We start from the raw sequence: 15125 nt of genomic DNA on the forward strand, positions 1-15125 counted from the left end.
TAGCTTTCAAAAGGTTGTCTTTTTATTTGTCTTTTACTCTCTCTGTCATGCTGAACGATAGGAAGCATCTCTCAACCGAGATCCTTCGTTCCTCAGGATGACAAAATAATACGAAAAACAAAAAGTCAAGATGAATTCAGTATTTATATACAGCCCTTCTTATTAATATCGAATTTAATTCTCATACCTATTATAGATAAAATTGAGAGTCACTACATGATTACCCCAAAACATACATTCGACACATCATCCAATATGTCTATATTTTCATCAAAGAAATTAGTATCTTATATGTTTAAATCTGAAATATATTATCTTTGCTCGCTCAAACAAGACTCATACGTAAATTTCTCTTAATGAAGAAAAAGATTTTCTTATCGCTTGCGATTCTTTTCTGTACAACTACTGCTTATGCACAATTTGCTATACGAAATTCGGTTAGAGACCCCAAACCTGCCGATTCATTAGATATAGCATTCTATTCAAAGAAGAAAGGATGGGCAGCTGCAGGGCAAATATTTACACTCAATATGGGTATATGGGCATTCGACAGATATATCCAAAAAGCCGAATTCGCTTATATAAGCAGTCAAACTATAAAAGACAATCTAAAACACGGATTCGTTTGGGATAACGATCAGATGGGAACAAATATGTTTCTACACCCCTATCACGGTAGTCTATATTATAATTCGGCACGTTCCAGAGGATATAATTTCTGGGAATCGGGTGCTTTTGCGCTCGGTGGTAGCGCTATGTGGGAACTCTTTCTGGAAAATGAATACCCATCGCTCAACGACATTATAGCAACCCCTATCGGCGGATTAGCTCTAGGAGAAACATTATACCGAACATCCGACTTGGTACTCGACGACCGACTCACTGGCACCGAACGCTTCGGACGGGAAGCAGCAGGCTTTGTTATAGCTCCTACACGCGGACTGACGCGCATACTTAATGGTGATGCGTGGCGTAAAAGAAGCACATCAGGAAAACAGTTTGGAGTTCCCGATGTAAGTGTAGAAATATCGGCAGGGGTACGTGTATTGGAGTTGAGAGATGAAATATTCGACAAAGGAGTCGGTATGGCAACAGATATCAATATAGAATATGGTGACAGATTTGAAACAGAAAATCAAAAACCATACGACTACTTTTCATTCAAAGCGAATCTAAACATGCATAGTTCGCAACCTCTCCTCAGTCAATTAAATATTATCGGCAGACTTCATGTCCTCGACCTTATAGATACCGAAAAAGATTTCCTAAGTATCGGTGCTTATCAACATTTCGATTATTATGATTCGGATACGATATCGGATGTTTCAGGCAAAATCCCTTACAAGTTAGGTACACCTGCTTCTTTCGGTGCAGGCTTAATCTATCAGAGCAAACGATTTGGAAACTATAAATTCGACGCACATGCGCACTTCAACGCTATCATTCTTGGGGCCGTACTTAGCGACCACTACAAGGTAGATATGCGCAACTACAATCTGGCAAGTGGTTTCGGTTGGAAAATGGGAGCAAATTTTGCTTACAAAGATAAATTTAGCCTATCGACAACTTACGATGCCTATCGCATGTTTACATGGAAAGGGTATCCCGAAAACATAGATTGGGACAATATAGATCCTCATAAATTCGATTATCAGGGAGACAGGTCGCAGGCTACTTTACATGTTGTCAGCCTCAGAGCAGATCTGCGTGTATACAAAAAAATTTATATGACAGGAATCTTATACAATTATACGCGCGATACCGACTATAAATATTTTGAGAATGTATTTTCTCAGACATACGAAGGTCGTTTTATGCTAACCTATAAATTCTAATAAATATGACAATAACAGAAGCTCCATATAACAATGTATTGCAACTGCGCCGGCAAGTAATGTATCCCAACAAGGATATCGACTTCGTAAAACTAGCAGATGATGACAAAGGTCTTCATATAGGGGTTTTCGTTGCAAACGAACTTGTATCTGTGATGTCTATTTTCATGAATGGTCGTGATGTGCAGTTTCGAAAATTAGCCACTCGTAATGATATGCAAAATAAAGGTTACGCCTCTGCTCTTATGAAATGGCTTATCGATTATGCAAAGGATGTTAAACTGGATCGGCTGTGGTGTAACTCAAGAGCCAATGCAGTAGACTTCTATAAAAGGTTCGGTTTTGAAGAAACCGAGGAGCGATTCACAAAAGACGGTTATGATTTTGTGATTATAGAAAAGTCCTTTCTTAAATAAGAAAAACGTCTTAAACTATTTCCATTTCTGATTGTTTTTAACTATATATGCACATCAAAGTATTGTATTTGGATGTGTAATCTCTTTATATACACCTACTAAAAAAACAGTAAGGTATGTGACCTCAAAGCAATTATAATTATGGCAACAAAAAGAAAAATAGGCAAATCGGATTTAGAAGTATCTCCCTTTGTATTAGGAGGTAATGTGTTTGGTTGGACAGCTGATGAAAAAGCATCATTCGAAATATTGGATGCTTACCTTGAAGCCGGTCTTAATTTCATAGATACAGCTAATGTTTATTCAGCTTGGGCCCCGGGCAATAAAGGTGGCGAGTCTGAAACAATCATTGGCAAATGGCTTAAACAAAGTGGGAACAGAAACAAGATTGTATTGGCAACAAAAGTGGGCGCAGAAGTTTCACCCGACAATAAAGGCTTGAAAAAAGACTATATTATCAAGCAGGCCGAGGAATCGCTTCGCCGTTTGCAAACCGATCATATAGATTTGTATTTCAATCATTTCGATGATTTATCAACTCCCGTAGAAGAAACTTTAGAAGCATTTACCCAATTGGTAAAAGAAGGTAAGGTATGCTATATCGGTGCTTCGAATGTAAGTAAAGAACGTATTATCGAATCACTTGATAAAAGTGCAAAAAATGGTTATGCTGAATATGTTTGTTTACAACCTGAATACAATCTATACAACCGTAGCCGTTATGAACTCGAATACGAACCGATAGCAGAAAAATATAATCTTGGAGTTGTAAGCTATTACTCTTTAGCCAGCGGCTTCCTGACAGGAAAATACGATTTTGGTAAACAGGCCGAAGGACAACGTTCGAGTGCTGTGAATCTTTTCATGAACGATAGAGGCAAGATGATTATAGAATCGCTGTTGCAAGTAGCTAAAGAAACTAATGCCACACCTGCACAAGTAGCATTAGCATGGCTTATAGCACGTCCGTCTATCACGGCTCCTATTGCCAGCGTGTCGAAGGCATCTCAGTTGGATATATTGAAAGCCGTAGATTTAAAACTAGACAATGCATCAATAGAAAAACTGAATAACGCAAGCAAATATACAAAGCCATTCAGTCTTTGCTAATAACAAATATTTCTAAGATAAATAAGGCCGATTCGTTCTCGAATCGGCCTTATTTTATAAAAGTCATCTTAATTTTTTAGTCTCATATAAAATAGAATAACGAAGCGTTAAGTTTATAATTGCAAAACAACAGAAAGCAATATTCCTTTAGTGAGTGGCATTCTCTACAAATTGAAAACAGATATTGAATGGTATATGCTATCAGTAAATTATTAATTACAATTCTCAAAATGAAGAATTGAATAATGATAACCTATTTGATGAGGTCTCTATAATCAAAGTATAGTCTGGATACAATTACTTAGAGTTCGAAAAACTCCAGCTACATCACCTTCATAGTAATTTTACTCAAAAAATATCAAATTAAATAAAAATACAAGATTAGTTTAAAGGTTTATTGTGTCAATTTTTACTATTATTGTATTTGTTTGATGTTTAATTTAAAAATCTAAAGCATGAAAAAATTATTCTATTCTTTTTCACTAATTCTAGTTGTATTATTTTTAATTCCGTCCAGTCCAGTTTTAGCAAGCGACGCGTTGGTTTCCGAAGGTCAATCGCAAGGTATCGATGCAATTGAACAAACTGCAAGCTCTATTCCTGTCTATTTTTTTATTGGAAGCATGAGACAATACAGCGGTCCTGAGCGTACCGAGTTTACTGTTGGAGGGTATCAACCAGCCTTGACAGGCTCACCTTATTGGACAGCTTTGCCGTCAACCAGAGCTTGTATTGGAACATTTTCTTACACAAGACTCGATTATCCTTATACCCGTTTTAATGATTCGGATGATGTGACTATAAGAATGGATTTTTCGCGCAAAGTGGTTAGTATAAGCCCATATAATGGAGTGACTGTTGTATCTGGTGGAGTCGGCGCAATGTATGTGGTTTTGAAATGTAAAGTTTCTACTTTCAGTAGTTTGTCTACCAGCTTAGGCATTTTAAATCTTGAGCCTTAATAAAATAGTATAGATAGCTTAATAAGCCTGTCTTGGTTTTTAATGGCAATAACAGAATAACAAATCAGCAGAAGGCAAAAGCCTACGAGTAGTCGGAAGAAATTCCGACTACTCGTGCATGTATGAAGTTCCTTTTGCTCTACGCTAAATTCAAAAGTCGAAATGACTTCATATTTAACGATTAACTATTATTTATCAAACTCAATATAAAAGTATGTATATCTTCTTTTTGCAAACCAAATTCGTCATTAAAAGCCCTATCGAAATTATCGTCAGTATAGCGTTCAAGTAATCTTGAAACCTTTTCTTCCCCTCCTGTTTTTATGGCAGAATCTATAATTAAAGCACCTACAATATAAAATGGATTTGTCTGTTCGTCTATAAGAGTATTATAAGATTCGAAGTCTGACAAATTCATATCGGGATGGCTCTCAATATAATCTTTTACAATGTTTAAATGTGCTTGATAAGGTAGATTTGCACTACCACCATAGTATGTTGCTATACCCTCTTGGAACAAGAATGAAGCTGTAGGAAAATTCGGTCTAAAAACGCCATGTATAAGCTCATGAGAATGATCTATCTGAGTTGCCAGCAGAATATTCGGATAAATAGAATAAGCTGCAAATTTAGTTGGAGCATTCGCAATTGTATAATCGAACCCGATGATTGAATTACATTCCGTAAGAGTATTTCCTAGAATATAAATAATATTGCTCTTATCAAGCTTATATTCTTTGAAAATACGATCTACAAAGTGCTCGCTTTTCGATGCTTTCTCTTTATCGAAATGATATGAGTCAGGATAATAGTAAGTAATTGAACCTGTGTTATAGACTTTCAATTTATCACGATTGATATCAAAATAGTTAAAGAGCTTAAATATGCCGGGAGAGACCTCTTTAGCACAAATTTTATATGTGGCAAAAACAGTTGATTCCTCAAAATCATCCTTATAATATTGAGCGGAATATATCTGATAATGGCTAGTATCAACTTTTTGTATTCCATAAGTAAATATGTCTCCATAACAATATAGTGGATCACCTGCTCCAAAAGAGTATTTTATAATATCTGTTTTTATGCTCGAATCTGCTTCAGATTCGCTCCAACATTCGGTCTGTAAAGAATCTATATCCAAACGACATGCCTCTATATAGTCTTCCCATAAAGTCATAATAGCCTTAATATCAGAATCATTAGATTCCATTAAGGAAGAACTGAAATTAATATTTTGCGCAGAAAGCGGAGAGACTAAAAACAATAGTATATATAATATTCTTAAGTGTCGCATTTTGATCTTTCTGTTATGTGAATACCTGCATAAATATCTAAAAAACTCTCATATTTACGAATAGAGAGTTTTTATAATTCATTATAAGTGACTGTATCCTAGCGGCTACGACCAGCTATTTTAATCAATAGTCTTAGTATCTCAATGTATAACCAAACTAATGTAATCATCAAACCGAATGCGCCATACCATTCCATATATTTAGGTGCTTGTGCTTCTGCTCCTTTTTCGATGAAATCAAAATCAATAATCAGATTTAACGCAGCAATGATAACTACGAATACACTGATACCAATACCTAGCGGCGTTGCAGCGTAGGCCGGTGATGAAATGCCAAAGAAGGAAAGAACAAAGCTAATTAAGTAAAAAACAGCAATAGAAGCTGTCGCTATAAATATTACACTTTTGAACTTCTGCGTTGCACGGATCACTCTGAATCTATACAGGATAAGCATTACAGTAGCAACTACAAATGTTAAGCTTAGTGCCTGGAAAACAATCCCCGGATAATATGCATTAGCAATAACAGATATACCTCCCAAAGCCAAACCTTCGAGTATGGCGTATACAGGAGACAGATAAGGTGCCATTTCTTTCTTAAATATAATGATAAGCGACACAATTAATCCACCGATAAGACCCAACCAGAACAAAGGCATAACTAATCCCTGATAGGCCAGACTTGTAAACATATTCCATGTTATAGCGGCACCCGCTATAACTAATGCCAGTAATAATCCTGTTTTACCAACTGCTCCATTGACAGTCATTACATTTGCAGAGTCTACTGCCTTACCCACTTTATCGTAAGTATCCTTACCGAAAGAAGGGTTGCTTGAGTCAAATAATCCCATTTTGTTTATGTTATTTTTTAAATTATCAGCTGCAAATATACTGAAAATAGTTGATTTCATATACTTGAATCTAAAAGATGGAAACTAGCCTTTTGAGATTAGCTATACACTCAAAAAAAGAAAGGTCTGGAATTAATATCCCAGACCTTTTATGAGTCTCTGTCTTTTTAAATTAAAAAACGATGCTTTCCGATGAAAGCTATGCCTTACTTGTAGTTTGTAAAATCAATATCTCGGAGAAGCCTCTAAATGGCTGTACATATAACCAAATCCGGCTTTCACAAGCAAGAAATGAAAAGTGAAGACAAAAAAGTTAAGGAATTTGCACAACCGTTAGAAGCTAAAATGCTCAGAACGCTCCATAGTGGCTTCCCCTCGATATTGTTAGTTTTATTATAAAAGCTTTAAATCCGGTGTATTTTTTACACATTCAACGCGCAAATATATGTAGATATTTTATTAACAATAGAATTTATTGTGTTAAAAATATAACATATTTAACCTATTCTTTTAGACTATCTAACGTATGGACATTAAACACGTATCTATAAACGCATTGTCTTCCAAACTTTGTTTTACAAAAAAAATGGAATCTAATGATTCCATTTTTTATCTTGGGCTTAATTTATAATTATTTGCTTGAAGCAGACCCTTATCTTAAATAATTAGCTATACATTTTTTCTCGCAAAGTTTTTATTTCATCTGAAGTTATATAATCGTCATAATCAATAATCTTATCGATTGCACCTTTAGGTGTTAATTCAATTACTCTATTACATACCGTTTGTATAAACTCATGGTCATGCGACGACATTAACACATTGCCTTTAAACTGAATAAGTGTATTGTTAAATGCCTGTATAGACTCCAAATCCAAATGGTTAGTTGGCGAATCCAACACTAGGCAGTTTGCTGTCTTCAACATCATACGGGCAATCATACAACGCATTTTCTCTCCCCCTGACAGCACCTTTGTATTTTTCAATACCTCTTCACCGGAGAATAACATACGTCCCAAGAAGCCTTTGATATAGATTTCGCTAGTGTCGTCAGAAAATTGGGACAACCAGTCTATCAGATTAAGATCGTCTTTGAAAAAGTCGCTGTTATCTAGCGGAAGATAAGCAGATGTGATTGTTTGTCCCCATGCAAATGTTCCCTTGTCGGCATGCGCTGCTTCATTGACTATTTCAAAGAATGCAGTCATAGCACGAGGATCTTTCGATAAGAATATAATCTTATCGTCCTTCTCTACATTGAAACTGATATTATCGAACAGAACTTTTCCTTCTATCGATTTACTCAATCCGTTAACTTCTAATATTTTATTTCCCGGCTCACGCTCAGGAGAAAATATAATTCCCGGATACCTGCGCGAAGAAGGCTTAATCTCTTCGATATTAAGCTTCTCGATCATTTTCTTACGGCTGGTAGTTTGTTTCGATTTAGCTACATTGGCACTAAATCGACGGATAAATTCTTCCAGCTCCTTCTTTTTCTCTTCAGCCTTTTTATTTTGGTTCTGTTGTTGACGCAATGCCAATTGACTAGATTCGTACCAGAAACTATAGTTTCCGGCAAACATATTCACCTTACTGAAATCAATATCTACTGTGTGAGTACAAACCGAATCTAAAAAGTGACGGTCATGCGATACAACAAGTACTGTATTTTCAAAGTTAGCTAAATAATTCTCCAGCCACATCACTGTTTCAATATCCAAATCATTGGTAGGCTCATCCAGCAATAGATTGTCAGGGTTTCCAAACAATGCACGAGCAAGGAGTATACGCACTTTCTGTTTACCACTCAAATCACCCATTGTCTGATAATGGAGATCTTCGCTTATGCCTAACCCACTAAGAAGCATCGCCGCATCGCTCTCGGCATTCCACCCTTCGAGTTCTGCAAACCTTTCTTCTAGTTCTGATGCTCTGATACCATCTGCATCCGTAAAATCTTCTTTAGCATATAATGCATCTTTTTCATTCATTATATCCCAAAGGATAGTGTGCCCCTGCAATACTGTGTTCATCACAGTATATTTATCGAAAGCAAAGTGATCTTGCGATAGTACTGACAGGCGCTCACCCGATCCTAGAGCGAAAGAACCATGAGTAGCGTCTTTCTCTCCGCTTAATATTTTAAGAAAAGTAGATTTTCCTGCACCATTTGCACCTATTATACCGTAGCAATTACCGCTTGTAAATTTCAGATTCACATCTTGAAATAATACTCGTTTGCCAAATTGAATACCTAAATTTGAAACTGTTATCATGTCTAATTTTAAAAGAGGGATTCGTCTCCCTTTCTATTTGTTTTATTTATTATTATATCACAAAGATTTTACAACAACCGACCTGCGTATTGTAGGAGTTACCTGAAATATACGCGTTTGCATACCATCCCATGCTTCGATTGTTATCCTATCCGACGGATTAGGATTTACGTATTTCTCGAAATCGTATAAGTAAGAGAAATTTGTCAGATTAGACGATTTGTTGAATTCTTTCGCAATATCGCCATAAAAAGCCGGATTCCAGAACATACAATCTGCATATCCGTCTGCATTAGTAAATCGGGTCGTTTGATCTCTATATATTGTCGTTACATCTATAAAGCGCTTGTAACCTTCCGACAGTTTTTCTTTAGTATGCTGAAACTTTTTATTGTTTATCTTTTTTATTACATAACCGGCACGTATACCCGCTGCAAAAGCAGGTGAACCTTCGTCTACATCGGATACCGTAGTCAGATCATCCGCATTAAAGTACATTCCTGTATAGTTATATCCATTGAAATCGACTACATATTTCACTTCTGTCTTAGCTGTTACGTATGGATATTCCATAAACATAAGAGGAATGTGAAGTTTAAGATATTCTTCGAATGAATATTTAGTTGACAAATAGTCTTTAATGCTGCAATCCCATATTTGAGTCAAGCGTGTCTCATCAATGTATTTCCGATCATAAAAACTGAATCCGAATTCAGCCAGATATTGTCCTTTTGCCTGAATATTATATTCGTTCGGATCTAAGATAGGTAGCTGTACCATTTCTTTCTTGTCAGAATCGAAGCGCCAAACTTTAGATGTAATACTAGGATTATTCTCCAAACCTGTATATTGAGGATTAGAGTCATAATTATAATATGCCTGAATTATTATTTCAGGGTCTTTAGTATCTCGCACCAAACCTCTGGCTTGCAATGTTTTTTCGAGCAAAGCTGTTATTTGCAAGTCTACTGCAGTCGGATTGTCATCACGCTGAAAATCGTATGTGTGATAATCTGCATAATCCACTTCGGCATTAGGTTCTACACGTAATGGTAAAGTAAAAGCACGCTGATTCGTATTTTCGAGGCTGTAAAAAGAAAAAATATCAGACAATTCTTTCTCATTCACACTATTCAGAGCGATGCATCTACGATTTAGCGTATATTCTTTGAAATAAGTATTGAGGTTCCTTATTGTAAAGGTTACAACAGGATCATATACATTAAACAACCAATTAGCAATAGTCTGGTTATCTCTCAGATAAGTAGCCTTACCATTTATTTCCATTATGATGTCGTCTACCTTTATTCCCGATTTTTCGGCTGGCGAATTAGGCTCTACTCCGGTAATAACCAACTCCCCGTAGCCCCAGCTGGGGTTTTCACTAACTACGAACGTTATGCCATAATAGCAACTTTTATCATATCCTTGGGCACCAAGCGAAAGCAAAGAAGCCACGAAGAATAAACACAGGATATATAAATATTTCATTTTTACTAATTGCGGTTGAAATTTTCAGCCACAAAGATAAAAATTTTTTATGATATAACGGTGTGTAAAATACTAAGCCTCTCAACAATCACTATTTCATCTGACTGATAAGTTTTTGTATTGTAGCGCACATCGCACTATAGTTTTCCTCTATCGATAATAATAATTTATACTGAGCACGGGTTCGCACTAAATTATGAGTCTCATTTTTAACTTTGTAATAGTTATCTCCATCAATGTAATCCATTAAGAATCTTAGCATCTGTTCGAAAGTAATATATTTTGCAGAAAAAGCCATGTTATTAATTTCAGCAGGTGTTAAGAACTTAATTGCTTCTGACAGATACCCTTTGGTGTATCCTTCGAAAATATCCATTTTGAGATAAACATTATCTAAGTTCTCATCATCTTCCATTCCGGCATTTGTATACGATCTTATAGCATCACCATAGTCATTAAGACAAATACTACTCAACACTGTATCTAAATCGATTATACATAAAACATTACCCTGCTTATCAAATAGAATATTACTTATTTTGGTATCATTATGAGTAATACGTGTCGGTATTTCGCCCGATTCTGCCTTTGCCCAGAAATTGAGCATCTCCTCACGACGGCTTTCTATCCAAGCGATTTCCTTTTCTACCTGCGATTTTCTATTTACAGCATCCCTCTTCAGCACCTCGTCCCATTGGTTGAAACGGTAACGCATATTATGAAAGCCGGGTAGTATATCTGCCAATGGCTCTTTCATATCAGCAAGCATTGCCTGAAACTTACCTATTCCTTTCCCCCCTTGCTCTGCTAATTCGGGAGAATCGGCCACATGATAAGTAACTGTATCTTCAATAAACAAGCAAGCAGCCCAGTACTCGCCATTCTCGTCTTTATAATAAAGCTTACCATCTTTAGTAGGAGTTACAGTCAGCGCTTCACGCAAAACATCTCCGCCCTGTTCTGCTATTTTCTCCTTCAGATGGGTTGTTACTTTATAGATATTCTCCATCATGGCAGGTATATCCGTAAATATATTCTTGTTCTTCTGTTGCAGTATATAATTGGGAGCCTCCCCTTTTGTAGTTACAAAGAATGTTTCATTGATTAATCCTTCGCCCAGCGGCTTTATTTCTTCGACAATACCATCGAATGCAAATTGTTCTCCAATGTTTAAAAGTGTTTTCATGTATATATTTTTGATAATTAGATTTGTATCTATAAGTTAGGAATATGATTTAAGGCTCTATTTTATACTCCAAATAGTAATAAAAGATTTCCAACCCTAAATATAAGAAAAAACCACTAATTAAATCCTTTAATCTAACTTGTCATCCCGAAACGAAGTGAGGGATCCCAAGTGCAGCCTATTACGAAGAGAGCCAGATCCCTCCTTTCAGTTCGGGATGACAGGAACAAATATTATAGCAACCCTTACTTTCATTCTTCGGCATCACAAGCAAATCAACAAGCAACCAATGAAGCCGCACTGATCGAATTTATAATAACTTTAAGCAGCCTCTAACCTTGAACATTAAATTAAAAATATTAAATTTACAGTTCAACTTAAATCTAACAATAATATTATCATGAAAAAGTATTATTTTCTTTCATTCTTTTTAGCATCGATTTTACTCATTCCATTATTTGTCTCAGCGCAAATAATACGCACCCCTATACCCAATCGCCCTGCTGGACAAAAAGACGTATTGCAACTTAAAACCACCCCACTACCTGTTGTTCGTGTTGCCTTTATTGGTTTGGGTATGCGTGGTCCGGGAGCTGTAAACAGAATGTCACATATACCCGGAGTAGAAATTGTGGCATTATGCGATGTGTTAGAGAAAAACACGAAATCAGTCAATGAAATGCTTGAGAAACGAGGGCTACCTAAAGCAAAAGAATTCTATGGTGATACGACTATCTGGCGCCAAGTAACAGCTTTGCCCGATGTCGACTTAATATATATAGCTACAGATTGGAAAAACCATGCTAAGATAGGTATACAAGCTATGAAAGATGGCAAACATGTTGCCATCGAAGTGCCTGCTGCAATGACAATGCAGGAAATATGGGATCTGATTGATACCTCCGAAAAAACCCGTAAACATTGTATGCAGCTGGAGAATTGCGTTTACGATTTCTTCGAACTTACCACATTAAACATGGCTCAACAGGGGCTCTTCGGTGAAATATTGCATGGTGAGGGTGCATACATTCACGGATTACAACCGTTCTGGAGTGAGTATTGGGACAACTGGCGTATGGATTATAACCAAAACCATCGTGGCGATGTATATCCTACTCATGGTTTAGGGCCTGTTTGTCAGGCTATGAATATTCATCGCGGCGACAAATTGAACTATTTGGTCTCTATGGATACAAAAGCTGTAGGGAATCCCGCTTACATAAAAGAAAAAACAGGAAAAGATGTGAAAAACTTTCGCAATGGCGATCACACTATGACTATGATACGCACCGAAAACGGAAAAACTATTCAAATACAGCACGATGTAACATCGCCTCGCCCTTATAATAGAATGTACCAAATATCAGGAACTAAAGGATTTGCAAATAAATATCCTGTACAAGGTTTCGCCCTAGATTCTAAAGAAATAGGCACAGATATTACTCCAAATTACGAAAACCTGAATGCTCATAGCTTCGTTCCCGATGAAGTAAGAGTCGCTTTGATGGAGAAATACAAACATCCTATTGCGAAAGACATTGAAGAACAAGCTAAACAAGTCGGAGGACATGGTGGTATGGACTTTATTATGGACTATCGCCTAATTTATTGTTTACAAAAAGGCCTTCCTCTGGATATGGACGTGTACGATTTAGCAGAGTGGTGCTGTCTGATTCCGTTAACAGAGATATCTCTCGATAATAATTCATCTCCGGTAGAGATCCCCGATTTCACCAGAGGTGGGTGGAATAAAATTAAAGGATTGACGTTTGCTGAATAAATATACTGCATAGTAAATTAAGAATAAAATAAGGAGATTTTGAGAATTCAGAATCTCCTTATTCTATAAATAAATCAGTACCTTTGTACTCTAAATAATTTTATAAACTAAAAAATATAAAGACATGTTTTCAGGTATTATAGAAGATGCGGCAACAGTAGTTTCATTGCGTAAAGAAGCAGAAAATTTACATCTGACAATGAAATGTTCGTTTGTAAACGAGTTGAAAATCGACCAAAGTGTAGCTCATAATGGTGTTTGTCTGACAGTTGTTAGCCTGGATGATGATACATATACTGTAACAGCTATAAAAGAGACACTGGATCGTTCTAATCTCGGCGTCCTAAAAGTTGGCGACAAGGTTAATCTTGAACGCAGCATGCTTATGAATGGTCGTCTCGACGGACACATCGTTCAAGGACATGTCGATCAGACAGCTAAATGCCTCAAAGTAGAAGAAACTGACGGTAGCTGGTCTTTTGTATTTCAATATGAGTTCGATCGTGAAATGGCTAAGAAAGGTTATCTGACTGTTGATAAAGGTTCGGTTACAGTGAATGGCGTTAGCTTGACTGTATGCAATCCGACGAACGACACTTTCGAAGTAGCTATAATTCCTTATACATACGAACATACCAACTTCCACCAAATAAAAGAAGGTACACTCGTAAATATCGAATTTGATATTATAGGTAAATACATCAGTCGTATTACACAACTATAACAGCTTAGAATATGGATTTTTACGAACTGGTAAAGCAACGCCAAAGTACTCGTGCCTTCGATACGGAAAGAATGGTAGACCGGGAAATCATCGCGCGTATTCTCGAAGCCGGTCGCTTATCTCCATCTGCATGCAATGCTCAACCATGGCATTTTATTGTAGTAGATGAACCCGATTTAAAGAATAAGGTTGCGGATGCTACTTCGGCACGTTTGCTGGGTATGAACCATTTTACCAAGCAAGCACCTGTACATATCATTGTGGTGGAAGAAAAAGTAAATTTCAGTTCGGGAATCGGAGGACTAGTAAAAGATAAGCACTTTGCTTTTCTTGATATAGGTATAGCAACAGCCCATATCTGCCTTGCAGCAGAATCCGAAGGTTTAGGTAGCTGTATTCTGGGTTGGTTTAAAGAATCGAAGGTAAAAGAGTTACTAAACATTCCAAAGAATAAACGGGTAGTGCTTGACATTATTATCGGTTACGCGGCACAACCCCTACGTGAGAAACGACGTAAATCGTCAGAAGAGGTTATTTCATTCAATACATATCAATAAGACTACATTTTAATTTATGGAAAAGAAATACGGAGTATTCTTACTGATATTTCTAGCTGTTACTATTTGGTCAGGTTACCAATCTTTCGATCCCGTTCTTTGGTGGCTCGAAGCCGGTATGTGTGTAGCTGGCTTAATTGTTCTTATTGCAACATTTAAGCGATTCAGATTTACCGATATGACCTATGCCTTTATTCTTCTGCATATGATCATATTACTGATAGGTGCGCATTATTCTTATGCAAAGGTTCCTGCTTTCGACTGGCTGAAAGAAATGTTCGATTCGAGCCGAAATAACTATGACAAAGTAGGTCATTTTGCGCAAGGTTTTATTCCGGCTATGATTGCCCGTGAACTATTGATACGCATAAACGTTATTCGTAAGAAATCGTGGCTACCTTTTCTTGTTGTATGTATTTGTCTTAGCATAAGTGCATTTTACGAATTGATAGAATGGTGGGTTGCTGTTTTGTCTAACGACGGAGCAGATGATTTTCTGGGGACACAAGGATATGAGTGGGACACACAGTCCGATATGCTATGCGCCCTGATTGGAGCAATTTGTATGTTAATAACACTCTCTAAAGTACAGGATAAACAAATAGAAAAAATAACAACTAAAAGCGAAGAGTAATCT

The 15125-nt window shown here is 36.7% G+C and carries 13 protein-coding genes; 8 read left to right on the top strand and 5 right to left on the bottom strand.

Going from position 1 to position 15125, the window contains the following annotated elements:
* The first annotated feature begins 356 nt into the window (after positions 1-356).
* The 4 genes from G7Y56_RS09740 (at position 357) to G7Y56_RS09755 (ending at position 4323) form a co-directional block, all read left to right on the top strand.
* Positions 357-1835: a DUF3943 domain-containing protein gene (locus tag G7Y56_RS09740; protein WP_165043086.1), complete on the top strand. Its 1479-nt coding sequence runs from the start codon at positions 357-359 to the stop codon at positions 1833-1835.
* Between the two features lie 5 nt (positions 1836-1840).
* Complete coding sequence (locus G7Y56_RS09745) at positions 1841-2251, top strand: GNAT family N-acetyltransferase (RefSeq protein WP_165043088.1); 411 nt, start codon at positions 1841-1843, stop codon at positions 2249-2251.
* Positions 2252-2392: 141 nt separating this feature from the next.
* Positions 2393-3361 carry an aldo/keto reductase gene (locus G7Y56_RS09750; RefSeq protein ID WP_165043090.1) on the top strand — a complete coding sequence of 323 codons (969 nt, stop codon included), beginning with the start codon at positions 2393-2395 and terminating at the stop codon, positions 3359-3361.
* A gap of 539 nt (positions 3362-3900) precedes the next feature.
* Positions 3901-4323, top strand: a complete 423-nt coding sequence (locus tag G7Y56_RS09755) for a hypothetical protein (protein ID WP_165043091.1) — start codon at positions 3901-3903, stop codon at positions 4321-4323.
* A gap of 181 nt (positions 4324-4504) precedes the next feature.
* On the opposite strand, the gene G7Y56_RS09760 is transcribed toward G7Y56_RS09755, so the two are convergent.
* The 5 genes from G7Y56_RS09760 to G7Y56_RS09780 all read right to left on the bottom strand — a co-directional run bounded on the left by G7Y56_RS09760 (position 4505) and on the right by G7Y56_RS09780 (position 11427).
* The gene (locus tag G7Y56_RS09760) at positions 4505-5533 is read right to left on the bottom strand and encodes a hypothetical protein (RefSeq protein WP_165043092.1); all 1029 of its coding nucleotides are present in this window, start codon (positions 5531-5533) and stop codon (positions 4505-4507) included.
* Between the two features lie 182 nt (positions 5534-5715).
* Positions 5716-6531 (bottom strand): Bax inhibitor-1/YccA family protein, encoded by an 816-nt coding sequence (locus G7Y56_RS09765; RefSeq protein WP_221412552.1) that lies wholly within the window; start codon positions 6529-6531, stop codon positions 5716-5718.
* A 605-nt stretch (positions 6532-7136) separates the two neighbouring features.
* Positions 7137-8750 carry an ABC-F family ATP-binding cassette domain-containing protein gene (locus tag G7Y56_RS09770; protein ID WP_165020784.1) on the bottom strand — a complete coding sequence of 538 codons (1614 nt, stop codon included), beginning with the start codon at positions 8748-8750 and terminating at the stop codon, positions 7137-7139.
* Between the two features lie 57 nt (positions 8751-8807).
* Positions 8808-10241, bottom strand: a complete 1434-nt coding sequence (locus G7Y56_RS09775) for a PDZ domain-containing protein (protein ID WP_165043094.1) — start codon at positions 10239-10241, stop codon at positions 8808-8810.
* Between the two features lie 91 nt (positions 10242-10332).
* Entirely contained in the window at positions 10333-11427 is a 1095-nt protein-coding gene (locus G7Y56_RS09780; RefSeq protein WP_165043096.1) for a phosphotransferase enzyme family protein, read from the bottom strand.
* 400 nt (positions 11428-11827) lie between these two features.
* Between G7Y56_RS09780 and G7Y56_RS09785 the strand changes: the two genes are divergently transcribed.
* The 4 genes from G7Y56_RS09785 (at position 11828) to G7Y56_RS09800 (ending at position 15122) form a co-directional block, all read left to right on the top strand.
* Positions 11828-13207: a Gfo/Idh/MocA family protein gene (locus tag G7Y56_RS09785; protein ID WP_165043097.1), complete on the top strand. Its 1380-nt coding sequence runs from the start codon at positions 11828-11830 to the stop codon at positions 13205-13207.
* A 124-nt stretch (positions 13208-13331) separates the two neighbouring features.
* Complete coding sequence (locus tag G7Y56_RS09790) at positions 13332-13931, top strand: riboflavin synthase (protein WP_165043099.1); 600 nt, start codon at positions 13332-13334, stop codon at positions 13929-13931.
* A gap of 11 nt (positions 13932-13942) precedes the next feature.
* Complete coding sequence (locus tag G7Y56_RS09795; RefSeq protein WP_165043101.1) at positions 13943-14488, top strand: nitroreductase family protein; 546 nt, start codon at positions 13943-13945, stop codon at positions 14486-14488.
* Positions 14489-14504: 16 nt separating this feature from the next.
* On the top strand, positions 14505-15122 hold the full coding sequence (locus tag G7Y56_RS09800; RefSeq protein ID WP_165043102.1) for a DUF2238 domain-containing protein: 618 nt from the start codon (positions 14505-14507) through the stop codon (positions 15120-15122).
* Positions 15123-15125 lie beyond the last annotated feature (3 nt).

It is taken from the genome of Dysgonomonas sp. ZJ709 (genome assembly GCF_011039195.1).
Taxonomy (GTDB): Bacteria; Bacteroidota; Bacteroidia; order Bacteroidales; family Dysgonomonadaceae; genus Dysgonomonas.

Excerpts from the sequence above, each read along its gene's own strand:
- G7Y56_RS09740 (WP_165043086.1), top strand. The coding sequence starts at position 357 with ATGAAGAAAAAGATTTTCTTATCGCTTGCGATTCTTTTCTGTACAACT.
- G7Y56_RS09800 (WP_165043102.1), top strand. The coding sequence starts at position 14,505 with ATGGAAAAGAAATACGGAGTATTCTTACTGATATTTCTAGCTGTTACT.
- G7Y56_RS09750 (WP_165043090.1), top strand. The coding sequence starts at position 2,393 with ATGGCAACAAAAAGAAAAATAGGCAAATCGGATTTAGAAGTATCTCCC.
- G7Y56_RS09790 (WP_165043099.1), top strand. The coding sequence starts at position 13,332 with ATGTTTTCAGGTATTATAGAAGATGCGGCAACAGTAGTTTCATTGCGT.
- G7Y56_RS09765 (WP_221412552.1), bottom strand. The coding sequence starts at position 6,531 with ATGAAATCAACTATTTTCAGTATATTTGCAGCTGATAATTTAAAAAAT.
- G7Y56_RS09760 (WP_165043092.1), bottom strand. The coding sequence starts at position 5,533 with ATGGAATCTAATGATTCTGATATTAAGGCTATTATGACTTTATGGGAA.
- G7Y56_RS09780 (WP_165043096.1), bottom strand. The coding sequence starts at position 11,427 with ATGAAAACACTTTTAAACATTGGAGAACAATTTGCATTCGATGGTATT.
- G7Y56_RS09785 (WP_165043097.1), top strand. The coding sequence starts at position 11,828 with ATGAAAAAGTATTATTTTCTTTCATTCTTTTTAGCATCGATTTTACTC.
- G7Y56_RS09795 (WP_165043101.1), top strand. The coding sequence starts at position 13,943 with ATGGATTTTTACGAACTGGTAAAGCAACGCCAAAGTACTCGTGCCTTC.
- G7Y56_RS09770 (WP_165020784.1), bottom strand. The coding sequence starts at position 8,750 with ATGATAACAGTTTCAAATTTAGGTATTCAATTTGGCAAACGAGTATTA.
- G7Y56_RS09745 (WP_165043088.1), top strand. The coding sequence starts at position 1,841 with ATGACAATAACAGAAGCTCCATATAACAATGTATTGCAACTGCGCCGG.
- G7Y56_RS09775 (WP_165043094.1), bottom strand. The coding sequence starts at position 10,241 with ATGAAATATTTATATATCCTGTGTTTATTCTTCGTGGCTTCTTTGCTT.